Annotated in this window: 38 protein-coding genes; 6 read left to right on the top strand and 32 right to left on the bottom strand. The window is 63.6% G+C overall.

The window, feature by feature from the left end; all coding sequences use genetic code 11:
- The first annotated feature begins 64 nt into the window (after nt 1–64).
- Nucleotides 65–331: a hypothetical protein gene (locus H587_RS0105120; RefSeq protein ID WP_027175359.1), complete on the top strand. Its 267-nt coding sequence runs from the start codon at nt 65–67 to the stop codon at nt 329–331.
- Nucleotides 332–467: 136 nt separating this feature from the next.
- Nucleotides 468–1,358, top strand: coding sequence for a DMT family transporter (locus tag H587_RS0105115; protein WP_027175358.1), 891 nt, complete (start codon nt 468–470; stop codon nt 1,356–1,358).
- Here H587_RS0105115 and H587_RS0105110 read toward each other — a convergent pair.
- Nucleotides 1,355–2,194, bottom strand: coding sequence for a 1,4-dihydroxy-6-naphtoate synthase (locus tag H587_RS0105110; protein WP_027175357.1), 840 nt, complete (start codon nt 2,192–2,194; stop codon nt 1,355–1,357). The two genes, H587_RS0105115 and H587_RS0105110, sit on opposite strands and share 4 nt — an antisense overlap.
- A gap of 117 nt (nt 2,195–2,311) precedes the next feature.
- Here H587_RS0105110 and H587_RS0105105 point away from each other — a divergent pair, with 117 nt between their 5' ends.
- The 4 genes from H587_RS0105105 to H587_RS0105090 are packed head-to-tail and all read left to right on the top strand — an operon-like array spanning nt 2,312 to nt 5,971.
- Complete coding sequence (locus H587_RS0105105) at nt 2,312–2,956, top strand: TetR/AcrR family transcriptional regulator (RefSeq protein WP_027175356.1); 645 nt, start codon at nt 2,312–2,314, stop codon at nt 2,954–2,956.
- Between the two features lie 8 nt (nt 2,957–2,964).
- Complete coding sequence (mqnE, locus tag H587_RS0105100) at nt 2,965–4,053, top strand: aminofutalosine synthase MqnE (RefSeq protein WP_027175355.1); 1,089 nt, start codon at nt 2,965–2,967, stop codon at nt 4,051–4,053.
- Nucleotides 4,053–5,108 carry a cyclic dehypoxanthinyl futalosine synthase gene (gene mqnC / locus H587_RS0105095; protein WP_027175354.1) on the top strand — a complete coding sequence of 352 codons (1,056 nt, stop codon included), beginning with the start codon at nt 4,053–4,055 and terminating at the stop codon, nt 5,106–5,108. Before mqnE ends, mqnC begins: the two co-directional genes overlap by 1 nt.
- The gene (locus H587_RS0105090; protein ID WP_027175353.1) at nt 5,105–5,971 is read left to right on the top strand and encodes a menaquinone biosynthetic enzyme MqnA/MqnD family protein; all 867 of its coding nucleotides are present in this window, start codon (nt 5,105–5,107) and stop codon (nt 5,969–5,971) included. Before mqnC ends, H587_RS0105090 begins: the two co-directional genes overlap by 4 nt.
- On the opposite strand, the gene pyk is transcribed toward H587_RS0105090, so the two are convergent.
- The 31 genes from pyk to rpsJ all read right to left on the bottom strand — a co-directional run bounded on the left by pyk (nt 5,962) and on the right by rpsJ (nt 22,767).
- The gene (pyk, locus tag H587_RS0105085; protein WP_027175352.1) at nt 5,962–7,386 is read right to left on the bottom strand and encodes a pyruvate kinase; all 1,425 of its coding nucleotides are present in this window, start codon (nt 7,384–7,386) and stop codon (nt 5,962–5,964) included. The genes H587_RS0105090 and pyk overlap by 10 nt on opposite strands.
- An 83-nt stretch (nt 7,387–7,469) precedes the next feature.
- Entirely contained in the window at nt 7,470–8,354 is an 885-nt protein-coding gene (locus H587_RS0105080; protein ID WP_027175351.1) for a selenium metabolism-associated LysR family transcriptional regulator, read from the bottom strand.
- 80 nt (nt 8,355–8,434) lie between these two features.
- Nucleotides 8,435–8,932, bottom strand: a complete 498-nt coding sequence (rplQ, locus tag H587_RS0105075; protein WP_425387177.1) for a 50S ribosomal protein L17 — start codon at nt 8,930–8,932, stop codon at nt 8,435–8,437.
- Nucleotides 8,933–8,972: 40 nt separating this feature from the next.
- Complete coding sequence (locus H587_RS0105070) at nt 8,973–10,013, bottom strand: DNA-directed RNA polymerase subunit alpha (RefSeq protein ID WP_027175349.1); 1,041 nt, start codon at nt 10,011–10,013, stop codon at nt 8,973–8,975.
- Nucleotides 10,014–10,031: 18 nt separating this feature from the next.
- Nucleotides 10,032–10,658: a 30S ribosomal protein S4 gene (gene rpsD, locus H587_RS0105065; protein WP_027175348.1), complete on the bottom strand. Its 627-nt coding sequence runs from the start codon at nt 10,656–10,658 to the stop codon at nt 10,032–10,034.
- A gap of 18 nt (nt 10,659–10,676) precedes the next feature.
- Entirely contained in the window at nt 10,677–11,063 is a 387-nt protein-coding gene (gene rpsK / locus H587_RS0105060; RefSeq protein ID WP_027175347.1) for a 30S ribosomal protein S11, read from the bottom strand.
- 93 nt (nt 11,064–11,156) lie between these two features.
- Complete coding sequence (gene rpsM, locus H587_RS0105055; RefSeq protein ID WP_027175346.1) at nt 11,157–11,558, bottom strand: 30S ribosomal protein S13; 402 nt, start codon at nt 11,556–11,558, stop codon at nt 11,157–11,159.
- Between the two features lie 18 nt (nt 11,559–11,576).
- Nucleotides 11,577–11,690, bottom strand: coding sequence for a 50S ribosomal protein L36 (gene rpmJ, locus H587_RS20175; protein WP_084630402.1), 114 nt, complete (start codon nt 11,688–11,690; stop codon nt 11,577–11,579).
- A 151-nt stretch (nt 11,691–11,841) separates the two neighbouring features.
- On the bottom strand, nt 11,842–12,612 hold the full coding sequence (gene map / locus H587_RS0105050; protein WP_027175345.1) for a type I methionyl aminopeptidase: 771 nt from the start codon (nt 12,610–12,612) through the stop codon (nt 11,842–11,844).
- 2 nt (nt 12,613–12,614) lie between these two features.
- On the bottom strand, nt 12,615–13,928 hold the full coding sequence (gene secY / locus H587_RS0105045) for a preprotein translocase subunit SecY (protein WP_027175344.1): 1,314 nt from the start codon (nt 13,926–13,928) through the stop codon (nt 12,615–12,617).
- A 12-nt stretch (nt 13,929–13,940) separates the two neighbouring features.
- Nucleotides 13,941–14,390: a 50S ribosomal protein L15 gene (gene rplO, locus H587_RS0105040; RefSeq protein ID WP_027175343.1), complete on the bottom strand. Its 450-nt coding sequence runs from the start codon at nt 14,388–14,390 to the stop codon at nt 13,941–13,943.
- Entirely contained in the window at nt 14,387–14,560 is a 174-nt protein-coding gene (gene rpmD / locus H587_RS0105035; RefSeq protein ID WP_027175342.1) for a 50S ribosomal protein L30, read from the bottom strand. The genes rplO and rpmD overlap by 4 nt, the downstream gene beginning before the upstream one ends.
- Before the next feature lie 24 nt (nt 14,561–14,584).
- On the bottom strand, nt 14,585–15,076 hold the full coding sequence (rpsE, locus tag H587_RS0105030; protein WP_084630418.1) for a 30S ribosomal protein S5: 492 nt from the start codon (nt 15,074–15,076) through the stop codon (nt 14,585–14,587).
- A gap of 16 nt (nt 15,077–15,092) precedes the next feature.
- The gene (rplR, locus tag H587_RS0105025; RefSeq protein ID WP_034608555.1) at nt 15,093–15,452 is read right to left on the bottom strand and encodes a 50S ribosomal protein L18; all 360 of its coding nucleotides are present in this window, start codon (nt 15,450–15,452) and stop codon (nt 15,093–15,095) included.
- Nucleotides 15,453–15,475: 23 nt separating this feature from the next.
- Complete coding sequence (gene rplF, locus H587_RS0105020; protein WP_027175339.1) at nt 15,476–16,012, bottom strand: 50S ribosomal protein L6; 537 nt, start codon at nt 16,010–16,012, stop codon at nt 15,476–15,478.
- A gap of 14 nt (nt 16,013–16,026) precedes the next feature.
- Complete coding sequence (gene rpsH, locus H587_RS0105015; RefSeq protein WP_027175338.1) at nt 16,027–16,410, bottom strand: 30S ribosomal protein S8; 384 nt, start codon at nt 16,408–16,410, stop codon at nt 16,027–16,029.
- 18 nt (nt 16,411–16,428) lie between these two features.
- The gene (locus H587_RS20170; RefSeq protein WP_084630400.1) at nt 16,429–16,614 is read right to left on the bottom strand and encodes a type Z 30S ribosomal protein S14; all 186 of its coding nucleotides are present in this window, start codon (nt 16,612–16,614) and stop codon (nt 16,429–16,431) included.
- Nucleotides 16,615–16,626: 12 nt separating this feature from the next.
- A complete protein-coding gene (gene rplE, locus H587_RS0105010; RefSeq protein ID WP_027175337.1) occupies nt 16,627–17,166 on the bottom strand; it encodes a 50S ribosomal protein L5 in 540 nt (179 codons plus the stop codon).
- Between the two features lie 9 nt (nt 17,167–17,175).
- Complete coding sequence (gene rplX / locus H587_RS0105005; RefSeq protein WP_027175336.1) at nt 17,176–17,496, bottom strand: 50S ribosomal protein L24; 321 nt, start codon at nt 17,494–17,496, stop codon at nt 17,176–17,178.
- Nucleotides 17,497–17,508: 12 nt separating this feature from the next.
- Nucleotides 17,509–17,877 carry a 50S ribosomal protein L14 gene (rplN, locus tag H587_RS0105000; protein ID WP_027175335.1) on the bottom strand — a complete coding sequence of 123 codons (369 nt, stop codon included), beginning with the start codon at nt 17,875–17,877 and terminating at the stop codon, nt 17,509–17,511.
- Nucleotides 17,878–17,886: 9 nt separating this feature from the next.
- Nucleotides 17,887–18,150: a 30S ribosomal protein S17 gene (gene rpsQ, locus H587_RS0104995; RefSeq protein WP_027175334.1), complete on the bottom strand. Its 264-nt coding sequence runs from the start codon at nt 18,148–18,150 to the stop codon at nt 17,887–17,889.
- A gap of 4 nt (nt 18,151–18,154) precedes the next feature.
- Complete coding sequence (gene rpmC / locus H587_RS0104990; RefSeq protein WP_027175333.1) at nt 18,155–18,349, bottom strand: 50S ribosomal protein L29; 195 nt, start codon at nt 18,347–18,349, stop codon at nt 18,155–18,157.
- Entirely contained in the window at nt 18,349–18,765 is a 417-nt protein-coding gene (rplP, locus tag H587_RS0104985) for a 50S ribosomal protein L16 (protein WP_027175332.1), read from the bottom strand. The genes rpmC and rplP overlap by 1 nt, the downstream gene beginning before the upstream one ends.
- Nucleotides 18,765–19,406, bottom strand: a complete 642-nt coding sequence (rpsC, locus tag H587_RS0104980; protein ID WP_027175331.1) for a 30S ribosomal protein S3 — start codon at nt 19,404–19,406, stop codon at nt 18,765–18,767. The genes rplP and rpsC overlap by 1 nt, the downstream gene beginning before the upstream one ends.
- 9 nt (nt 19,407–19,415) lie before the next feature.
- The gene (gene rplV / locus H587_RS0104975; RefSeq protein ID WP_027175330.1) at nt 19,416–19,748 is read right to left on the bottom strand and encodes a 50S ribosomal protein L22; all 333 of its coding nucleotides are present in this window, start codon (nt 19,746–19,748) and stop codon (nt 19,416–19,418) included.
- An 11-nt stretch (nt 19,749–19,759) separates the two neighbouring features.
- Nucleotides 19,760–20,038 carry a 30S ribosomal protein S19 gene (rpsS, locus tag H587_RS0104970; RefSeq protein WP_027175329.1) on the bottom strand — a complete coding sequence of 93 codons (279 nt, stop codon included), beginning with the start codon at nt 20,036–20,038 and terminating at the stop codon, nt 19,760–19,762.
- Between the two features lie 9 nt (nt 20,039–20,047).
- The gene (gene rplB / locus H587_RS0104965; protein WP_027175328.1) at nt 20,048–20,878 is read right to left on the bottom strand and encodes a 50S ribosomal protein L2; all 831 of its coding nucleotides are present in this window, start codon (nt 20,876–20,878) and stop codon (nt 20,048–20,050) included.
- 2 nt (nt 20,879–20,880) lie between these two features.
- A complete protein-coding gene (rplW, locus tag H587_RS0104960; protein WP_027175327.1) occupies nt 20,881–21,171 on the bottom strand; it encodes a 50S ribosomal protein L23 in 291 nt (96 codons plus the stop codon).
- Nucleotides 21,172–21,173: 2 nt separating this feature from the next.
- Nucleotides 21,174–21,794, bottom strand: coding sequence for a 50S ribosomal protein L4 (gene rplD / locus H587_RS0104955; protein WP_027175326.1), 621 nt, complete (start codon nt 21,792–21,794; stop codon nt 21,174–21,176).
- Between the two features lie 11 nt (nt 21,795–21,805).
- The gene (gene rplC / locus H587_RS0104950) at nt 21,806–22,438 is read right to left on the bottom strand and encodes a 50S ribosomal protein L3 (RefSeq protein WP_027175325.1); all 633 of its coding nucleotides are present in this window, start codon (nt 22,436–22,438) and stop codon (nt 21,806–21,808) included.
- Between the two features lie 11 nt (nt 22,439–22,449).
- Nucleotides 22,450–22,767 carry a 30S ribosomal protein S10 gene (rpsJ, locus tag H587_RS0104945; protein WP_027175324.1) on the bottom strand — a complete coding sequence of 106 codons (318 nt, stop codon included), beginning with the start codon at nt 22,765–22,767 and terminating at the stop codon, nt 22,450–22,452.
- Nucleotides 22,768–22,814 lie beyond the last annotated feature (47 nt).

Genomic DNA, 22,814 nt, shown 5'->3' with positions numbered 1-22,814 from the left:
ACGCGGCGAGCCTGGGACTTATTTCAACACAGTCCATTTTCCCCCAACGACAAGGAGCATTCCCGTGATCTTCGAATACGCCGGCATCGTCACCGAACTGGAGGACCGCACCTGTCCGCACTGCCACAAACCCCTGGAGCCCTGGGTCGCCCCTCCGGGCTCAGGCTGGGGCATCATAGTGGTCTGCAACAACAACCAGTGCCCGCACTTCCAGAACTCGGACAAGGAAATCATCAACAAACGCGACGACTCCAACCTGGGCTGCCGCTATGCGGAGAACCCGGACAACGGCTACAAGCCCTTCAATCTCGTGGCCCTGTGCCGCTCGTGAAGAGCTGACCGACCGGATCGTACACGGGGCGGCCTCCGGGTCGCCCCGTGCTTTTCACTGGCCCACCGTGTTTCCTTTCCCAGACTTTGGTGGTAGGCCTTCATTCCCGGCCGCAAGCGGCCTCAAGGAGCTGTCCGTGACCCGTTCCCGGGGCGACCTGCTCGCCCTGCTGGCCCTCGTGAGCGCCTCGACGCTCTGGGCCAGTTCCTTCGTGGCCCTGAAGGTGGCCTTCCGCCACTATGACCCCATGCTGGTCATCTTCGGCCGCATGGCCGTGGCCAGCCTCTGCTTCGCCCTGGCCTGGAAAGGACTGCGCGCCGGAATCTCCTACCGCCGGGGGGACTGGAAGCCGCTGCTGTTCATGGCCGTGTGCGAGCCTTGCTTCTATTTCATATTCGAGGCCATGGCCCTGAAGCACACCGACGCCTCCCAGGCGGGCATGATCACGGCCATGCTGCCCCTGCTGGTGGCGGTCGCCGCCCGCTTCGTGCTCAAGGAGCACATCTCGCGGCGTACTCTCGCCGGCTTCGGAGTGGCCATCGCCGGGGCCATCCTGCTCTCGGCCGGGGGCCAGGCCACGCTCTCGTCGCCCAACCCGGCCCTGGGCAACTTCATGGAATTCCTGGCCATGGTTTGCGCCACGGGCTACATGATCACGCTCAAGTCGCTCTCCGCACGCTACTCGCCTTGGGTGCTCACGTCCTTGCAGGCCTTCGTGGGCGCGCTCTTCTACCTGCCCCTGGCCTTGGGCCCCTGGGCTCCGCCCATCGGCGAATTTGAACCCCTGGGCTTGGCGGCGATCCTCTATCTGGGGATGTTCGTGACCATAGGCGGCTACGGCTTCTACAACTACGGCATGAGCAAGGTTCCGGCCAACCAGGCCTCGGCCTTCATCAACCTCATCCCAGTCATCACCCTCTTCCTCGGCTGGGCCATGCTGGACGAACAGCTCTCGCCCGCCCAGTACGCCGCCTCCGGGCTGGTCCTCGCGGGCGTGTTCCTGAGCCAGGACCGCCGCAAGGCCTAGTCGCCCAAGAACACCGGCTCGGGCAGCGCCCCTGGCCGAGCCTCGGACAGAAGCGCCAGGGCGGCCCGGCGCCCTTCCTCGCCGATGTCCCGGCTGAAGTCCGTGACGAACGTTTCAATGTGCCGCCGGATCACGGCTTCGTCCATCTCCTGGGCGTGGCTTCGGACATATTCCCGGAGTCCGGCAGCCTCGCCCCGGGCCAGATCCAGACTGCGACGAATGGCGTCCTGGACCAGCCGGGCCGTGCCCGGCCCCAGGGCGCGGCGCACGGCGATGACGCCTAGGGGAATGGGCAGACCGCGCCGCTCCTCCCACCACCGCCCCAGGTCGGCCAATCGCGACAGGCCGTGCTCCGCGTAGGTGAAACGCCCTTCGTGGATGACCACCCCGGCGGCCACCTCGCCGCGGGCCACGGCGGGCATGATCTGGTCAAAGACCATCTCCATCCTCTCCAGCTCCAGGCCGAGTTCCCGGCAGTACAAACCGAAAAGCAGGTTGGCGGTGGTCCGGCTTCCCGGAATGGCCACGGCCTTGCCGTTCAAGTCGCGCGGCTCAACGCCCTCCCGGGCCACCAGCAAAGGCCCCACGCCCCGCCCCATCGCCCCTCCGGCCCGCAGCAGGAGCCAATCATCCAGAAGCCCGGCGGCGGCCGCGAAGGAGACCTTGCAGACGTCCGCCTCGCCTCGGGCGGCACGGACGTTGAGCACCTCCACGTCGGCCAGGGAGATATCCAGGCGGAACCCGGGCAGGGGAACCAACCCGGAAGCCAGACCGTAAAAAATGAAGGTGTCGTTGGGGCAGGGCGAATAGTTCAGGCGCAGCACTTGCTCGTTCATTTTCGTTCACCGTTCCGCGGGATTGCCCGGCGCATTGACAGCCGGGGACGTTGGCCGTAGAGAAATGACCACCCGGTCATTTCTACTCCGAACATTCAGCCGGGGCAAGGAAAACCCATGAGCGACGCCCGCGGAACCTTCACCAACCTGCCCGAGGACAAGCGCGCCCGCGTCCTGGATGCGGCCCTGGAGGAATTCGCGGACCACGGCTTCCAAGGCGCCAGCATGAACCGCCTGGCCACCCGGCTGTCGATCGCCAAGGGCTCGATCTTCCAGTACTTCGGCAGCAAGGAAGGGCTGTTCGCCTACACCTTCGGCCGGGCCGTGGATCTTTTCAAGGCTCCACTCAAGGCCGCCCGTGAGCGCGCCAGGGATGGCGGCTTCTTCGAGGTTCTGCGCCAAAGTCTGCTGACGGGCATGGAGTTCATCGCCTCCTATCCACGCATCCACCGCATTTATCTGAAAATGCTCCACAATGAAGATTTCCCCCTGCGAGAACAGGTTCTCGGCCAGGTGCGCGCCGCATCGGCCAAGTACTTCCGTCCCCTGGTGCTGGAGGGCATCGAGCGCGGGGAACTGCGGCCGGACCTGGACCCGGATCTGGCCGTGTACGTCCTGCACACGCTCCTGGACCGCTTTCTCCAGTCCCTGGCCGCCGCGCCCCTGGACGGCGGGCTGGGGATCTTCGGCGCGCCGCGCGACGTGGTGGAACGTCGGGCCGGGGAACTCGTCGAATTTCTGCGCCGGGGATTCTCGGCCTGAGGAGGAACATGGATCTGCGACGCTATGAGCGACTGGGCCTGGACGACGTGGCCGCCCGAGTGCTGAACGGAGAACGCCTGAACGCCGAGGACGGCCTGCGGCTCTTCGACTGCCCGGACGTGACCGCCGTGGGCGAGCTGGCCCACCACCGCCGCACGGAACTGCACGGAGACAAGGTCTTCTTCGTGCGCAACCGGCACATCAACTACACCAACGTCTGCGTGAACCGCTGCACGTTCTGCGCCTATCACCGCGACCCGGGCCAGGAGGGCGGTTTCACCCTGGACGCCCGGACCGTGCTGGCCAAGTTGGCGGCCGACGCCGCGCCGCCCCGGGAGATCCACATCGTGGGCGGCTGCCACCCGGACCTGCGCCTGGAATATTTCGAAGATCTCCTCGGCCGCCTGCGCCGAACCTTTCCCGAGGCCGTTCTGAAATGCTTCACGGCCGTGGAGATCGCGCACTTCGCGACCCTGGAGGGCATCTCCACCCGCGAGGTGCTGACCCGGCTCCAGGCCGCCGGGTTGTCCATGCTCCCGGGCGGCGGAGCCGAAGTCTTCGCCGAGGACGTGCGGGCCAAAATCTGCCCGCGCAAGATCGACGGAACGGAATGGCTGCGCATCCACGGCGAGGCCCACGAACTGGGCCTGGCCACCAATTGCACGCTGCTCTTCGGGCACCTGGAATCCCGCGCCGACCGCGTGGACCATCTCCTGCAGCTGCGCGCCCAGCAGGACGCCACAGGCGGGTTCACCTGCTTCATCCCCCTGCCCTTCCTCACGGAAAACAGCCGCCTCAAGGTGGACAACCCTCTGGACGGCCTGGAGGAGTTGCGGACCATCGCCGTGTCCCGACTGCTCCTGGACAACGTTCCGCACGTCAAGGCCTACTGGGTCATGCTCGGAGTCAAGCAGGCCCAGGCCGCGCTCTTCTTCGGGGCCGACGACTTCGACGGCACGGTGGTGGAGGAGAAGATCGGGCACATGGCCGGAGCCGACTCGGCCCAGGCCCTCTGGCGGCGGGACATCGAAGAGATGATCCGAGGTTGCGGCCTGACCCCGGTGGAACGCGACACCTTGTTCCGGGAGGTGGCCTGATGCGCGCCCTAAGCGAAAAAATCCTCGCGGGCGGGCGGGTGACGCCCGCCGAGGCCGCGACCCTCTACTTCGAGGCCCCGTTGCATGAGCTGGGCCGCCTGGCCCACGCCGTGCGGCTGCGCAAACACCCCGAGCCGGTAGTCACCTTCGTCTCGGACCGCAACATCAACTATTCCAACATCTGCGTCTGCGGCTGCCGGTTCTGCGCCTACTTCCGCGCCCCGGGCCAGGAAGGCGGCTTCCTGCTCGACCGCGAGGAACTGGGCCGGAAAATCGAGGAGACCCTGGCGCTCGGCGGCACGCAAATCCTCCTCCAAGGCGGCCATCACCCGGACCTGCCCCTGTCCTGGTACGAGGACATGCTGCGCTTCATCAAGAACTATCCGATCCACGCGCACGCCTTCTCCCCGCCGGAGATCGCGCACTTCGCCAAGCTGAACGGCCTGAGCACGGCCGGAGTCATCGCCCGGCTCAAGGCCGCCGGACTGGACTCCATCCCCGGCGGAGGGGCCGAGATCCTCGTGGACGCGGTGCGTTCCCGGGTTTCCCCGCGCAAGTGCGGGGCCGACGAATGGCTGCGGATCATGGAGGAGGCCCACGACCTGGGCCTGCGGACCACGGCGACCATGATGTTCGGCCACGAGGAGGAGCCCGCCCAGCGCCTGGAGCACCTCTTCGCCCTGCGCGCCTCCCAGGACCGCACGGGCGGCTATACGGCCTTCATCCCCTGGACCTTCCAGCCCGCAAACACGGCCATCGAGGCCCGGCAACTCACCAGCGTGGAGTACCTCCGCCTCCTGGCCGTCGCGCGCATCGTCCTGGACAACTTCGACAATCTCCAAGTCTCCTGGGTCACCATGGGCCCCAAGATCGCGCAGTTGGCGCTCTTCTTCGGCGGCAACGACTTCGGCTCGACCATGATCGAGGAAAACGTGGTCCGGGCCGCCGGAGTGAGCTTCCGGCTCTCCCGGGAGGAGATACGCCGCCTCATCAAGGGCGCGGGTTTCACGCCGCGGCAGCGGCGCATGGATTACTCCCTATTGGAGGAAGCATGAGCCATCCCACCACCGGCGTACGCCTGGGGCGCATCGGCTACCTGAACGTCCTGCCCCTGTTCCTGCCCCTGGAGACAGGGCGGGTACGCCACGACCTCACCCTGGTGGCCGGGCCGCCCTCCTACCTGAACACCCTCATGGCCGACGGCCGCCTGGACATCTCCGGGGTCTCGTCCATCGAGTACGGCCGTCGCCCGGAGCGCTACCTTCTGGTGCCGGACCTTTCCATCGGCAGCCGGGGGCCGGTGCAGAGCGTGCTGCTGCTCTCACGCTTGCCCCTGGAGCGCCTGGACGGCCGGACCATCCTCGTCTCCTCCCAAACCCACACCTCGGCGGCCCTGCTGCGCCTGCTGCTCAAGGAACATCTGCGCGTAGCCACCGGCTTCGCCACCGGCGACGCCAGCCGAAGCCTGGCCGAAGGCGAACGGCCCGAGGCCATCCTGGCCATCGGCGACGAGGCCCTGCGCCTGCGGCGGCACCCGGACTACCCGCACACCCTGGACCTGGGCGAGGCATGGCGGCAGTGGACCGGCCTGCCCTTCATCTTCGGACTCTGGGCAGTGCGGCGGGAGGCCCTGGCCGAACGGCCGGAGGCCCTGTGGGCCGCCTGCGGCGTGCTGGCCCAGGCCAAAGCCGCCGGACTGGCCATGCTGGAGACGACAATCGCCCGAGCAGCGGCCGACACCCCGCTCAGCGTGGAGGAACTGCGCTCCTATTTCGCGGGCCTGTCCTACGATCTGGGCCCCGAGGAGCAGCAAGGCCTGAATCTCTTCTACCGCAAGCTTGTCGGGGCCGGAATCATCGCTTCCGCGCCGGAGCTGGCCTTCGTGGAGTCTTCGACCGCCCAGCCAGCTTACTTGTAGTAGACCTTGACCTGGTTGGTGTGCAGGTCGCGCCGACCCGGCGTGGGCTCGCCCGCCGTGATGACCACGCTCTCGCCCGAGGCCACCAGGGGGGAACGGTCCACGAACTGCTGGCAGCGGCCCAGGTGGCTGTCCGGCTTGCGTCCCACTAAATGGGGAATGACGCCCCAGCTGAAGTTGAGCAGCCCCAGCGCTTCACGGCTGGGCGTCAGGGCGTGGATCGGCTGACGCGGCCGCCGTCCGCTGACCCGCTGGGCCGTGGTGCCCGAACGGGTGTGGCAGACGAGGTGGTGGGCGCCGGTCTGCTCGGCCAAAAGGCAGGCGCAGTAGGCCAGGGTGCGCTCCGGGTCGCCCTCGCGCTCCGGCAGCGCCGGGCCTTCGGCCTGATCCAGGGCATAGCCCTCGGCCTGTTCGGCGATGTCGCGCATGGCCCGCACCGTCTCCACCGGCCAGCGGCCGATGGCCGTCTCTTCCGAAAGCATGACGCAGTCCGCGCCGTCCAGGATGGCGTTGGCCACGTCCGTGGTTTCGGCCCGCGTGGGTACGGGGTTGGAAACCATGGACAGGAGCATCTGGGTGGCCACGATCACCGGCTTGTCGCGCAGGCGGCAGGCCTGGATGATCTGCTTCTGGATGATCGGCAGTTTGGACAGCGGGCACTCCTGGCCCAAGTCGCCCCGGGCCACCATGACCCCGTCGGCCACGTCCAGGATGCTCTCCAAATTGTCCACGGCCTGCTGCCGTTCCAGCTTCACGATGATGGGAATCCAACGACGGCGGGCCTCGATCTCGGCCTTCAGGTCGAGCACGTCCTGGGCCGTCTGCACGAAGGACAGGGCCGCCGCGTCGATACCCACGTCCAGGGCCTCGTGGATGTCCGCGCGGTCCTTGTCCGTAAGCGCCGGGATGATGATGCTCTTGCCCGGAAAGACGATGCCCTTGTGTGAAGTGAGCAGGCCGGGGTTCTCGGCCGTGAGTTCGAACAGCTCGTCCTTGACCAGCCCCCGGCTCACCCGGAACTGAAGCATGCCATCGGAGAGGTTCACCGGCATGCCTTCGGCAAGTCCGGCCAGCAATTCCGGCCGGTCCAGGGGAATGAACGGCGTGCCCGGGGGGACTTCGCCAGCCCGTCCCGGCAGCCCCAGAATCGCGACCCCACCCTTCTCCACGTTCAGCGGGCTGCCCGCCACCTCGCCGATGCGCAGCTTGGGACCGGAGAGATCCGCCAGGACGGTCAGGGAGATCCCGCTCTCCCGCTCAACGGCGCGGATGGCGCGGATGACGCGCACAAAGGACTTGGCGTCGCTGTGGGAAAAATTCAGACGGAAGACGCGCACGCCCGCGTCCACCAGGGCGCGCAGGATGGCCGGTTCCTTGGTGGACGGACCCACCGTGGCAACGATCTTGGTTCGCATGAGATCCTCCCGTGCCGGGTCGTCCGGCTCGTCCCATGCTAGCAGCAAGACCCCAGGGGAGACAACCGCCGGGCGGGCCCGGATCATTTCCCTTCGGTCAGCAGGTGTATGAAAGCCCTCTCCGCCGGAGAAAGCGTACGGCCGGTGCGGGTGATGAGCCAAAACCCACGCCTGGGGCGGAAATCCGGCAGAACCAGCTCGACGAATTCATTCCGCCGCACCCCCTCGGTGGAAGCCAGCCGGGAAACGACGCCCAGGCCCAATCCCGCGCGCACGCAACGCAACACGGCCTCGGTGCTGTCCACCACGGCCGAAGGCCGCAGTTCAGAGAGATCACGGCCCATACGCCGCAAAGCTTCCTGGAAGGCCCGACGCGTTCCCGAGCCTTCCTCGCGCAAAACCCAGGGCTGCCCGGCCAAACGTTCCCAGGACAGCGGCGCGGTGGAATTCGTTTCCGGTGGCGCGATGACCACCAAATCGTCTTCCAACAGGGGCACGGTGCGCAGTTCCGGCGTCTCAGGATCAGCCCCCACCACACCGAGCGCCAGTTCTCCGGCCGCGACCTGCGCCGCGATGACCGCCGTGTCACCGGCGTGCAGGCGGACGTGCGCCTCGGGATAACGCCTGGCGAAGGCGGCCAGATGTCCGGGCAGGATGTAGTGCGCGGGGATGGTGCTCCCGCCTACCAGGACATCCCCGACTATTCGGCCTTGGGACTGCTGGAGTTCCGCCGTGACGGCCTCCAGCCGGGCGAAGACGTCGCGGGCGGCGGCATAGAGAATTCCAGCCTCGCGGGTGGGCAGGACCAATCGCCCCAAACGGTCGAAGAGCCGTACGCCCAGCTCTTCCTCCAGGGAAGCGACATGGGCGCTGACGGTCGGCTGCGACAGGAACAACTCAGCGCCGGCCTTGGAAAAGCCCCGATTCTCGTAGACCTTGGCGAAGGCCTGTAATTTGCGGAAATCCATGATGCGCCGGATTATGAATAGATTTTATCGATAAATCCAGACAAAAAAAGGGCAGACCCGAAGGTCTGCCCATGTGGACGCTACTCAGCGGCCGGCTCTTCGGCCTTTTTAGCCTTCTTGGCCGCGGCCTTCTTAGGCTTCTCCTCGCCTTCGGCGGCCTTCTTCGGCGCGGCCTTCTTGGCGGGGGCCTTCTTCGGTGCGGCGGCCTTGGTTTCGGCCTTCTTCTCGTCGGTCGCGGACTCTTCCTTCTTCTCCTCCGCAACCTTCACAATGCGCTTGGTCAGCTCGATGAGGACCATGGGCGCGGCGTCACCGACGCGGGGCTGGGAGAACTTCACGATGCGCGTGTAGCCGCCCTTGCCGCCCGCATAGCGGGGGCCGATGTCGCTGAAGAGCTTCTGCACCATCTGGTGGTTGTTGAGGACCTTGTAGGCCTCGCGCCGGGCATGCAGGTCGTCCCGCAAGGCCAGGGTGATGAGCTTCTCAACCACGGAGCGCAGATCCTTGGCCTTGGCCTCGGTCGTGCGGATGGCCTCGTAGGTGAGCAGGGCGCGGGCCATGTTGCGGAACATGGCCATACGGTGCGAGGAGTTCCTGTTGAACTTCCGTCCGGACTTTCTATGCCTCATTTTTCTCTTTCCTCTTCAACCATTCCTGGTATTTCTTGTCGAAATCATCGACGCTCATGCCGAAACGGAGCCCCATGTTGTCCAGAACGCGGCGTATCTCATCCAGGGACTTGCGCCCAAAGTTCTTGGTCTTGAGCATGGCCTGCTCGGTACGCTGCACCAACTCACCCACCAACTGAATGTTGGCGGCCTTGAGACAGTTGGTGGCGCGGACCGACAGCTCCAGTTCGTCGATGCCCTTGAAGAGATTGGGGTTGATGTCGGCCCCGCCCTCGGAGGACTTCTCCGTCTCGGAGGACAGCTCGTCGAAGTTGATGAAGACCGAGAGCTGGTCCTTGAGGATCTTGGCGCTGTAAGCGCAGGCGTCCTCGGGCGGAACCGATCCGTCGGTCCAGACCTCAAGGATGAGCTTGTCGTAGTTGGTCATCTGCCCGACACGGGCCTGCTCCACCGAGTAGGCCACCTTGCGCACCGGCGAGTAGCTGGCGTCCAGGGTGATGAGCCCGATGTCCTCGGTCAATCCCTCGTGCATCTCGGCAGGCATGTATCCCTTGCCCATGCGGACTTCCAACTCCATCTTGAGCGGGCGGTCCTCGGTCAGGGTACAGATGATCTGATCGGAATTGAGCACGCGGACGTTCTGGTTCTCGCGGATCATGGCCGCGGTCACGGGGCCCTTGGTCTTGGCCTCAAGGACCAGGATCTGCGGCTCGGTGCTGGTCATGCCCAAGCGCACCTGTTTCAGGTTGAGCACCACCTCGGTGATGTCCTCAAGAACGCCCTGAACCGTGGTGAACTCGTGCTGCACGCCCTCGATGCGGGCGGCGACGATGGCCGCGCCCTGCAAGGACGACAGCAGCACCCGGCGCATGGCGTTGCCGATGGTGGTCGCGAAACCGCGCTCCAGGGGCTCGCACACGAACTTGCCGTAGGTGTCCGTGGACTTGGGGTCCCGCACCAGTTGTTCCGGCCGAACGAGTTCGGACCAGTTCCTGGCGTTGATCAGCTTGTCGCCGTGTTGAATGAGCATGCAAAAACCTACGCTTGTTTATTTGGAGTACAGCTCGACGATGAGGTGCTCGTTGATCGGGAACTGAATGTCCTCGCGGACCGGCAGAGCCTTGACCGTTCCCTTGAAGTTGGCCCCATCGGACTCCAGCCAGCCCGGGCAACCCCGGCGGGCGATGACTTCCTGGGCTTCCATGATGACGGGCACCTTGCGGCTTTCCTCGCGCACCTCGACCACATCGTTGGGCCGGACAAGCAGGGAAGGCACGTTCACCCGGCGGCCGTTGACCTTGAACACGCCGTGGGTCACCAGCTGGCGGGCCTGGTCGCGGGAGTTGGCGAAGCCCAAACGGTAGATGACGTTGTCCAGGCGACGCTCCAAAAGGATGAGCAGATTGGCGCCGGTGACGCCCTTCTGCGCCTCGGCGCGCTCGAAATACGTATGGAACTGGCCTTCGAGCAGCCCATACATGCGGCGGACCTTTTGCTTCTCGCGCAACTGGACGGCATAGTCGCTCATCTTCTTGCGCAGGCGTCCAGCCCCGCCGGGAGCGTAGGGGCGGCGCTCATAGGCGCACTTATCGGTATAGCAGCGGTCGCCTTTGAGAAAGAGCTTCTGCCCTTCACGGCGGCACAGTCTGCATTTGGCATCGGTGTATCTGGCCAAGAGAATCCCTCCTTGCGCTTACACCCGGCGCCGTTTCGGAGGACGGCAGCCGTTGTGGGGGATGGGGGTGATGTCACGGATGAAACTGACCTTGAACCCGGAGTTGTTGATGGCGCGCATGGCGGCCTCACGACCGGCACCAGGTCCCTTCACGAAAACGCCCACGGTGCGCATACCGTGCTCCTGCGCCACCTTGGCCGCGTTTTCGGCCGCGATCTGCGCGGCGAAGGGCGTGCTCTTGCGGGATCCCTTGAACGCAGCGCCTGCGCTGGCCCAGCTCACCACGTTCCCCTTGAGGTCCGTAAAGGTGATGATGGTGTTGTTGAAGGTGGCCTGCACATGGGCGACGCCCACGGGAACGTTCTTCTTCTCTTTCTTTTTTCCGGCGCGACGAGGTCTTGCCATTACACTTCTCCGGTTCTCTTGAAAAAACGCAATGAATCAGCGCTCAACACGACCGAAACATTCCCGGTCGTGCGGAGCGCCGAACCAAGTCCTCTACGCGGCGGAGCCGCCGGCAGCGGGGGCCTTGCTCTTCTTCTTTCCCATAAGCGAACGGCGCGGCCCCTTGCGGGTGCGGGCGTTGGTATGGGTGCGCTGTCCGCGGGCAGGCAGGCCCTTGCGATGCCGCAAGCCGCGATAGCAGCCGATATCCATCAGCCGCTTGATGTTCTGGGTCAGCTCGCGACGGAGGTCGCCTTCGACCTTGTAGCGCTGCTCGATCTCGTTGCGGATGGTATTGGTCTCGTCCGCGCTCAGATCGTCGGTGCTCTTGGTCCATTCCACGCCGGTGTCGGCCAGGATCTTGCGCGCCGTCGTACGGCCGATGCCGTAAATATAGGTCAGCGCGATGTCCATCCGCTTCTTCTTGGGCAAATCAACGCCAGCAATGCGTGCCACGTTCGGTCCCCTCTCTGGTTAACCCTGGCGCTGCTTGTGCCGGGGATTGTCGCAAATGACCCGCAACACACCCTTGCGCCTGATGATTTTGCATTTGGTACAAATCTTTTTCACCGAAGGTCTGACTTTCATGACCGTCTCCAGCACTTGGTATCGTTCTCGGGACCGGCGATCCCTTGAAGATCGCGAATTCCCTTCGTTTCAGCCAGATCGCGAAAAAAGCGAAGGGTTCCTATACAGCACATTTCCAGAAACCGCAACCCCTCGCCTTCCCTGTCCCGCCCTAGTCCGAGAGGCTCAGGATCTGGGGCCCATCCGGCGTAATCGCCACAGTATGCTCGAAGTGGGCGGCCAGTTTGCGGTCCTTGGTCACCGCAGTCCAGCCGTCGGCCAGCACTTCCACTTCATGCCCGCCCTCGGTGATCATGGGCTCGATGGCCAGCACCATCCCGGCCTTCAGCGGCAGCCCAAGAATTCCACGAGGAACAAAGTTGGGTACTTCCGGCTTCTCATGCATTCGTGCGCCGATGCCATGGCCCACGAACCGCCGGACCACTCCAAACCCAGCCGACTCGGCACGCCGCTGCACGGCGGCCGAAATGTCGTACAGGTTGTTCCCGGGGCGGGCCTGCTCAATCCCGAGCAACAGGGATTCCCGGGTCACATCCATGAGCCGGGCGGCCTCTCCGCGCACCTGGCCCACGGGGAAGGTTCGCGCCGAATCGCCGTAAAACCCCTTATACACCACGCCCATGTCGAAGGAAACAATGTCCCCCTCCCGAAGCACCTTGTCCCGGGTGGGGAAGCCATGCACGACCTCCGAATTCACCGAACAACAAAGAGCGTAGCCATATCCCTGGTATCCCAGGAAAGCCGGTCTGACCTGATGCTCTTCGCACAACCGGCGGCAGATGTCTTCAAACTCGGAGCATTCCGCTCCAGGGCGAACCGCCTCCCCCAAGGCATCCAGGATTTGGGAGGTGATCCGGTTCGCAACACGCATTAAGGCGATTTCATTCGGATTCTTAAGAAAGACTCCGCGAAACTTTTTCAACTCTATCGCCTGCCCTTGATCCGGGTCTTCCCCATGAGTCCCTCGTATTGCCGGGAGATGAGATAGGACTCGATCTGGCCCATGAAGTCCATGGCCACGCCGACCACGATGAGAATAGACGTGCCGCCGAAGTAAAACGGTACATTGAAGTTGGCGATGAGCACCGTGGGCAGGACGCAGATGGCCGAGATATACAGCGCGCCCCAAAGCGTAATGCGGGCCAACACGCGGTCGATGTACTCGCGCGTCCGTGCGCCGGGACGAATGCCCGGAATGAACCCGCCCTGCTTCTGGATATTTTCCGCGATGCCCTTGGGATCGAAGATGATCGCCGTGTAGAAGTAGGCGAAGAAGATGATCACCGCGATGTACAGAATGTTGTACACGATGGACTGCGGGCTCAACAGGGTGGACACCGTCTTCAACCACTCCGCGCTGGAGAAGTTCGCCACCGTGGCCGGAAAAAGCAGAAGACTCGAGGCGAAGATCGGCGGTATGACTCCGGCGGTGTTGATGCGCAACGGCAGGTGCGTGGTCTGTCCGCCGAACATCTTCCGACCCATCATGCGCTTGGCGTAATGGATGGGAATGCGGCGCTGCCCGCGCTCCATGAAGACGATGAAGCCGAGCACGGCCACCATCACGGCCAAGATGAGCAGAAGCACGAAAAGCGACAGTTCGCCCGCGCTCATGAGCCGGAAGGTGTTGACCACCGCGGACGGCAAGCCTGCCACGATGCCCGCGAAGATGATCAGCGAGATGCCGTTGCCGATACCCTTGGCGGTGATGCGTTCACCCAGCCACATGAGGAAGATGGTTCCCGCAGTCAGGGTGACAACGCTCATGAAACGGAACATCCACCCCGGATCGACGACCACGGGTGCTCCGGTGGGGCTGGTCATGCTCTCCAGTCCCACGGCGATGCCGAGACCCTGAATGAGCGTGATGAGCACCGTTCCGTAGCGGGTGTATTCGGTGATCTTCTTGCGCCCGGCCTGACCGTCTTCCTTGGACAGCCGCTTCAGTTCGGGGCTGACCACGGTGAGCAGTTGCAGGATGATGGACGCGGAGATGTACGGCATGATGCCCAGGGCGAAGATGGAGAGATTCTTCAACCCGCCGCCGGAGAACATGTCGAACAGGCCGAATAGGGTATTCTGCGCGCTGGCGAAGAACTCCGCCAGAGCCGCGCCGTCCACCCCGGGGACCGGAACGTGGATGCCCAGGCGATAAACGGCCAGCAACAGGAAGGTCCACCCGAGCTTCTTCTTCAGCTCGGGCAGCCGCGCCAGATTTTCGACACCGGACAAAGCCACGTATGCGTCCCCTTACTTTCCTTCCAAGGACTTGGCGGAACCGCCGGCCTTGGTGATCTTCTCAGCGGCCGAAGCGCTGAAGCGATGGGCCTCGATGGTCACCGCGGCGGTCACTTCGCCGTCGCCCAGGATCTTGACCGGGGCGCCCGGGCGGCACAGGCCGCGCTCGTAGATGTCGGCCACGGTGATCTCGGACTTGCCCTCGAAGGCGGCCAGCAGAAGACCGACATTCACGGCCTCGTACTCCACCCGGAAGGGATTCTTGAAGCCGCGCTTGGGCAGGCGGCGCTGCAAGGGCATCTGACCGCCCTCAAAGCCCTTCTTGGACTTGCCGCCGGAACGGGACAGCTGACCTTTGTGTCCACGGCCGGACGTTCCGCCCAGCCCGGATCCCGGGCCGCGGCCGACACGTCTGCGGGTCTGGCGCTCCTCGGGGAAGGGATACAATTCGTGCAGATTCATGACTTGGACACCTCAACCAGATGCTTCACGTTCTCGATCATGCCCGCCACGGCGGGAGTGTCCTTCAAAGTATTTTCCTGACGGATGCGTTTGAGCCCCAGGGCGGCCAGCGTCTTGCGCTGGGCCGGGGTGCAGCCGATCAGGCTTTTCACGAGCTTCACCTTGAACACGCGGATTCCCCTTTCTGGTCGTCGTTACTTGCGCGGAGTGACCAGTTCCTTGCCGCGGAGCCCGGACACATCGTCCGCGCTGCGCAGGGAGGCCAGGCCGGTGATGGTGGCGCGCAACACGTTATGGGGGTTGTTGGTGCCGATGGCCTTGGTCAGGATGTCGGACACGCCCACAGCCTCCATGACGGCGCGCACAGGGCCGCCGGCGATGATGCCGGTACCGCGGCTGGCGGGCTTCAGAAGCACCCGGCCCGCGCCGAAGCGCCCCAGCACCTCGTAAGGCAGGGTGCCTTCCAGCACGGGGATGCGGATCATGGATTTCTTGGCCTTGTCGGACGCCTTGCGGATGGCCTCGGGAACCTCATTGGCCTTGCCGAGACCATAGCCGACCTTGCCCTGACCATCGCCCACCACCACCAGGCAGCTGAAGCTGAAGCGCCGGCCGCCCTTGACGACCTTGGCCACGCGGTTCAGGTAGACGATCTTTTCAATCAGCCCGGATTCGTTCTGTTCCACCATCGCGTCACACCCTCTAGAATTTGAGCCCGCCCTCGCGGGCGCCTTCGGCCAGGGCCTTGATGCGGCCGTGGTACAGATAGCCGTTGCGGTCGAAGACCACCATCTCGATGCCTCCGGCCAAAGCCTTGGCGGCTATGTCCTTACCCACCTTGCCGGCGCACTCCAGATTCAGCTTCGCCGTCTCGCCACCTTTGCCCAGGGCTAGGGTGGAGGAACTCGCGAGAGTCCGACCGGCGATATCGTCGATGAGTTGCGCATAGATTTGCCGGTTGGAACGGAAGACCACCAACCTGGGCCTCTCCGCGCTGCCGGAAATCTTCTTGCGGATGCGCACCTTGCGGCGGGCCCGCGATTCTTCCTTCGTCATCTTCATGGCTTCGTCCTGCTTCCCGGGCCTTACTTGGCGCCGGACTTACCGGCCTTGCGGCGGATCTGCTCGTCGACGTACTTGATGCCCTTCCCCTTGTAAGGTTCGGGCGGCCGCACACGGCGCAGCTGGGCGGCGACTTCGCCCACCATCTGCTTGTCCAGGCCGGAAATGGTCAGCTTGTTTCCCTCGGCGGCGGCGTCAATGCCGGCGGGCAGGGGATACTCCACCGGATGGGAATATCCCACGGTGAGCACCACCTTCTTGCCTTGCACGGAAACCTTGTAGCCGACGCCGATCACTTCCAGCGTCTTCTGGAATCCGGCGGTCACTCCATGGATGCAGTTGGCCAGCAACGTACGGCGGAGACCGTGCTGAGCATTGGCCATGCGAGACTCATCCACGGGCGAAACCTGAATCTTGTCGCCCTCGAGCGAATAGGACACCTTGGGATGCACCGGAGTGCTCAAGGCGCCCTTGGGGCCCTTCACGGAAATGGCCTCCGGGCCGATCTTCACCTCGACACCGGAAGGGATGTCGATGGGCTTTTTGCCTATACGGGACATGACCTACTCCCTCGCTACCAGATTTCGCAGACGAGCTCGCCGCCCAGATTGCCTTCCGCGGCCTTGGCCCCGGCCATCAGGCCCCGCGAGGTGGAGAGGATGCAGATGCCCAGGCCGTTCTGCACACGCGGGATTTCAGAAACCCCAACATAGATGCGGCGACCGGGCTTGCTCACCTTCTTCAGACCCGAAATGAGGGGCTTGCCGTCGACATACTTAAGGGCCAACTGCATGCTGGCGCCGTCAACGGAATAATCTTCAATGTACCCTTCCTCCTTGAGGATTCCAGCAATGGAAGCCTTCATCTTGGAGGCCGGGATGTCCACCTGGCGGTGATACGCCTGGTGGGCGTTCCGAATGCGGGTCAGCATGTCGGCGACGGGATCAACAACAGCCATTGTCTTCTCCTTGAGCGATTACCAGCTCGCCTTGCGCACACCAGGCAGTTCGCCGGCGAGGGACTTGTTCCGGAAGCAGATACGGCAGATGCCGTAACGCCGAAGGAAGGCGCGGGAACGGCCGCAGATCGGGCACCGATTGTAGGCGCGAACCGAAAACTTGGGTTTGCGGCGAGCCTTGACTCTCAAACACGTCCTGGCCAAAGCCTTCTCCTCCTATTTTTTGAAGGGCATGCCCAGAAGGTCAAGAAGCATCTTGCCTTCCTTGTCCGTCGCGGCGGACGTGGCGATGGTCACATTCATGCCCTTCACCCGCTCCACCTTGTCGATTTCAATCTCGGGAAAAATGGTGTGCTCCCGGATGCCGAGGGTGAAGTTGCCGCGCCCGTCGAAGCCGCGATCCGGGATGCCGCGGAAGTCGCGAACCCGGGGCAGGGCGAAATTGACGAGCTTATCCAAAAAATCCCACATCAGGTCGTGGCGCAAAGTCACGCGACAGCCAACGGCCATGCCCGTACGCAGCTTGAAGGCCGCGATGGACTTCTTGGCGCGGGTGACAACGGCACGCTGTCCGGCGATCTTGGTCAGCTCCTCGACGGCGTCCTCGATGAGCTTGTTGTTGACACTCGCCTCGCCCAACCCGATGTTCAAGGAGACCTTCTGAATCCGAGGGATCTCCATGGAGCTCTTGTAGCCGAACTCCTTCTTCAGGGCGGGCGCCACCTTTTCCGAATAAATCTGTTCCAGTCGAGTCATGGCAGCACCCTAGTCCACGGTCTCGTTGCACTTCTTGCAATAACGGACTTTCTTCCCGTCATTGTCGGCCTTGTACCCGATCCGGGTGGCCTTGGCGCACGCGGTGCACACATAAGCCACGTTGGAGATATGGACCGGGGCTTCCTTTTCCACGATACCGCCGGGCTGATTCTTGTAGGGGTTGGCCTTGGTGTGACGCTGAATCTTGTTCACGCCTTCCACGAGCACGGTGTCCTTCTTCTTCAGAAGTTTGAGCACCTTGCCGATCTTCCCCTTGTCCTTGCCGGCCAGGACCATGACTTTGTCGTCTTTGCGAATCTTGGTGTTCATTGCCGGTTCCCCTTAGAGGACCTCGGGGGCGAGGGACACGATCTTCATGAAGTTCTTCTGACGAAGTTCCCTGGCCACGGGTCCGAAAATGCGCGTCCCCACCGGCTCGAGCTGATTGTTCAGCAGGACGGCCGAGTTGCTGTCGAACTTGATGTAGGAGCCGTCGGCGCGGCCGACTTCCTTCTTGGTGCGGACGACAACGGCCTTCATGACCGCGCCCTTCTTCACCTTGGAGTGCGGCATGGCCTCCTTCACGGAGACGACGATGATGTCTCCCACGCCGGCATAACGGCGCTTGGAACCGCCCAGAACCTTGATGCAGGCGACCTGCTTGGCCCCGGAATTGTCGGCCACGTCGAGTTTGCTCTCAACCTGGATCATAGTGCCACCCTATTGCGCCTTTTCGAGTATCTTCACCAGATGCCACCGCTTGCGGCGGGACAGCGGACGGGACTCGACGATCTCGACCTTGTCGCCGACGCCGCATTCGTTGGCCGGGTCGTGGGCCATGAACTTCTTCCTGCGGCGGATATACTTCTTGAACAGCGGATGCTTCACCAGGGTCTCGACCTGCACGACAATGGTCTTGTCGCCCTTGTCGCTGGCCACGACCCCTTCCAGGGTCCGCTTGTTGGTCTTGCTCAGCTCAGCCATGAACTTACGCCCCCGCGTTTCTTTCCCGCTGCACAGTGAGGATGCGGGCGATGGTTTTCTTCACGGTCGGAATGCGCTGGGTGTTCTCAAGCTGCGCCGTGGCGTGCTGAAAGCGCAGGTTGAACAGTTCCTTGCGGAACTCCCCGAGCTTCTCGCCAAGCTGCTTGTCGTCCAGGGCACGGATTTCCTTGCTCTTCATTATTCAGCCCCCTCCTTGACCACGATCACGGTCTTGATGGGCAGCTTGTAGCGCGCCAGATTGAGGGCTTCCTTGGCCAGAGCCATATCCACCCCTTTGACCTCATACAGAACGCGGCCGGGGCGGACGGGAGCCACCCAGCCCTCGGGCGCGCCCTTGCCGGACCCCATGCGGGTTTCGGCGGGCTTCTTGGTGATCGGCACGTCGGGGAAGACACGGATCCAAATCTTTCCGCCGCGCTTGATGTGGCGCATGATGGCCACGCGGGCGGCTTCGATCTGTTGGCTGGTCAACTTCCCGGGCTCAAGGGCCTTCAGACCGACCTCGCCGAAGGCGATGCTCGTGCCGCGGCTGGCCTGACCCTTGATGCGGCCTTTCTGCCGCTTGCGGTATTTCACTTTCTTCGGAGCAAGCATTACTGTTCCACCTCTGCGTCAAGAATCTCGCCCTTGAAGATCCAGACCCTGACCCCGATGACGCCGTACGTGGTCTTGGCGATGGCGTAGCCGAAATCAATGTCGGCGCGAAGGGTGTGCAGCGGCACACGGCCGTCGCGGTACCACTCGGAGCGGGCGATTTCAGCGCCGGCCAGACGGCCGGCGCAGGCCACCTTGATGCCCTCGGCCCCGAATTTCCGGGACAGGGACACGGTCCGTTTCATGGCGCGGCGGAAGGCCACGCGGCGCTCCAGCTGAAGCGCGATGCTCTCGGCCACGAGCTGGGCCTCCACCTCGGGGCGGCGAATCTCGTTGACCTCAATGGTGAACTCGGTGCCGAACTTCTTGCGCAGATCCTCGCGGAGCTTCTCGATCTCCACTCCCTTGCGGCCGATGACGATGCCGGGCCGGGCGGTGTGGATGATGAGCCGGACCTTACCGCCGGCGCGCTCGATCTCGATGCGCGCGATGCCGGCTTGGTAAAGCTTTTCCTTGACGAACTTCCGGAGCTGATCGTCCTGAAGCACGAAGGCGGGATAGTCCTTGCGGCTGTACCAGCGCGACAGCCAATTCTTGGTGTATCCCAGCCGGAACCCGTACGGATGAACTTTTTGGCCCATACCCCTACCCTACATTTCCTTCACGACGATGGTGATGTGGCTCGTGCGCTTCCGGATGCGGTAGGCGCGGCCCATGGCGCGCGGCATGATCCGCTTCCACATGGGGCCCTCGTTGACGAGCACGGTGTCCACAACCAGGGAGTCCACGTCCACGCCGGGCAGTTGCTCGGCGTTGGCGATGGCCGAATACAGAACCTTGCTCAAGTAGCGGGCGGGCTTCTTGGGCGTGAACTTGAGAATGTTCAGGGCGTCCTCGACGGCTTTGCCCCGGATGTTCTCAGCCACCAGACGGGTCTTGCGCGGGGAAACGCGCAAAAACTTGGCGACGGCTTTGGCTTCCATGTCAAACCCTCTTACTTGGCCTTGGTTTTCTTATCCGCGGCGTGGCCGAAGAAGGTCCGGGTGGGAGCGAACTCGCCGAGCTTGTGGCCCACCATGTTCTCCGTCACGAACACGGGAATGAACTTGCGTCCGTTATGGACAGCGAAGGTCATCCCGACCATTTCGGGCACGATCGTGGACCGGCGGGACCAGGTCTTGATCACCCGGCGGTCCTTGTTCTCATTGGCCTTGACCACCTTCTTCTCGAGGTGGCTGTCCACGAAGGGACCTTTCTTCAACGATCTCGGCATGACGCGCTCCTACTTCTGCCCGCGGCGTTTCACGATGAGCTTGGAGGAAGTCTTCTTCCTGTTGCGGGTCTTGTAACCCTTCGTCGGCTTACCCCAGGGAGTCGTGGGATGACGACCGCCGGAACTCCGGCCCTCGCCACCGCCCAGGGGGTGGTCGATGGGGTTCATGGCCACGCCGCGAACCTTGGGACGACGTCCAAGCCAGCGGTTGCGGCCGGCTTTGCCCAGACTCACCTTCTCATGATGAATGTTGCCCACTTGGCCCACGGTAGCCACACAAGACGAAAGCACCTTGCGGACCTCGCCCGAGGGCATGCGCAAAAGGGCGTAGGAACCTTCCTTGGCGACCAGCTGCGCGTAGGCGCCCGCCGCTCGGCAGAATTGACCGCCACGGCCCGGATGCAGCTCGACGTTATGCACCACGGTGCCCACGGGGATGCGCGCCAGGAACAAAGCGTTGCCGGGCTTGATGTCCGCGCTCTCGCTGGAAACCACGGAATCGCCGACGGCCAGCCCCAGAGGGGCCAGGATGTAGCGCTTCTCACCGTCCGCGTAGTGCAGAAGGGCGATGCGGGCGCTGCGGTTCGGGTCGTACTCGATGGCCGCCACCGTGGCAGGAACGTTGCGCTTGTCGCGCTTGAAATCCACCAAACGGTAGAGGCGCTTGTGACCGCCGCCGCGACGGCGGGAGGTCAGGCGACCGTAGCAGTTGCGGCCGGACTTCTTACTCAGGCCTTCGACCAGAGACTTCTCGGGCGCCTTCTTGGTGATCTCCTCAAAGCTGGAGACCGTCTGGAACCGGCGGCCGGCGGAAGTGGGTTTGAGCTTGCGCACAGCCATGTCTAGACTCCCTCGAAGAACTCGATCTTGTCTCCGGCGGCCAACTTGACGTAGGCCTTCTTGTATCCGGAGATGCGGCCGGTGGCGCGGCCGAAACGGCTGCGCCCCATGGGCGCCTTCTTGACGATGTTCACGGCCTCGACCTTGACGTTGAACGCCTGCTCAACCGCCTTCTTGACCTCGATCTTGTTGGCCGAGGGGTGCACGAAGAAAGCGACGCTGTTGGTCGCCTCCTTGGCGGCGGTGGCCTTCTCGGAAATGAGCGGCCGCAAAAGGATCTGCGTGTAGTCCATGGCTACTTCAACCTCTCCTGGACCTCGCGCGCCGCACTCTCGAGCAAAACCAGCTTCGGGTAGTACAACACGTCGTAAACATTGAGTTTGTCGGCCTCAAGCACCTTAATGCCAGGGATATTCCTGGCCGAAAGAACGAGAGTGTTAGCAGGATCCTTGGAAACAATCAAGGCTTTTTCCAGTCCCAGGCTCTTGGCGACCTGAACGAAGCCCTTGGTCTTTACCTCAGGCAGATCGATGGAGTTGACCACCATCAGGTTGTCACCGGAGAGTCGCGAAGTCAGAGCCATGCGCAGGGCCAAACTGCGGATCTTCTTGTTCACCTTGAACGCGTAGCTGCGCGGCTGGGGGCCAAAGAGAACGGCGCCGCCTCGCCAAAGGGGCGAACGAATGGTTCCGGCGCGAGCGCGGCCAGTGCCTTTCTGGCGCCAGGGCTTCTTGCCGCCGCCGCTGACCTGGCCGCGGGCCTTGGCGGCATGGGTGCCGGCGCGCTTGGCGGCCAGATGGGCGCGAACCACGAGGTGCAAAATCTCGGGCCGAATCTCGACCTCGAAGATCTCCGGGGCCAGCTCGATGCTGCCCACTTCCTTTTTGTTCTGATCGAATATGCTCACGGTAGCCATGGTCGTCCCCTCTAGCTGCTCTTGCGGATCATCACCAGGCCGTTGGCGGCCCCGGGAACCTGGCCCTTGACCAGGATGAGATTGTCATCCGGGCGGACGTCCACGATCTCGACGTTGAGAATGGTCACACGCCGATCGCCCATGTGGCCGCCCATGCGCTTCCCCTTGAAGACACGGCTCGGCTCGGTGTTGGAGCCGATGGATCCGGGCGACCGGTGCACCTTTTCCACGCCGTGCGACGCGGGCTTGCCCGCGAAGTTGTGGCGCTTCATGACGCCCTGAAAGCCCTTACCGCGAGAACGGCCGGTGACCTTGACCTTCTCGCCGGGCTTGAAGATGTCCACGGTCAGCTCCTGGCCGACTTCGTAGCCGTCCACGCTGTCCAGGGGAAACTCGCGCTGGTGGCGGAAGAAACCCTTGCCGGCCTTGGCCTGATGGCCCTTGGTCGGCTTGTTCACGCGGCGCTCCGGCTGCGTGCCGTAGGCCACCTGAAGGGCCTCATAACCTTCCTTATCCGTCTTTTTGATCTGAGTGATCGGGCAAGGCCCGGCGGTGATCACGGTCACGGGAACGACGCTGCCGTCGTTGCCGAAGATCCGGGTCATGCCAACCTTACGCCCGAGTATTCCAAGCGTCTTGGCCATGGCGGTGTCTCCTACAACTTGATTTCGACGTCCACGCCGGCCGGCAGGGACAGCTTACCCAGCGCATCCACGGTCTGCTGGGTGGGCTCCAGGATGTCCAGAAGGCGCTTGTGGATGCGCATCTCGAACTGCTCACGGGACTTCTTGTCCACATGCACCGAACGCTGCACCGTGGTGATGTGCCGGTCGGTGGGCAGCGGAATGGGCCCCGCGACGGCCGCTCCGGTATTGCGGGCGGTGTCCACGATTTCAGTCACCGCCTTGTCCAGGATGCGGTAGTCGTAGGCCTTGAGCTTGATTCTGATGCGATCGCTCGTCATGGAAGCCATATACAATCTCCTAGCGATTTCGCGGCGTTGCATCCAACGGCGCGTTC

This window comes from Desulfovibrio aminophilus DSM 12254, from assembly GCF_000422565.1.
In the GTDB taxonomy this organism is placed as follows: Bacteria; Desulfobacterota; Desulfovibrionia; order Desulfovibrionales; family Desulfovibrionaceae; genus Aminidesulfovibrio; species Aminidesulfovibrio aminophilus.
Note: the sequence above shows the minus strand (reverse complement) of the source record. Positions and strands in the feature narration are given on the sequence as shown.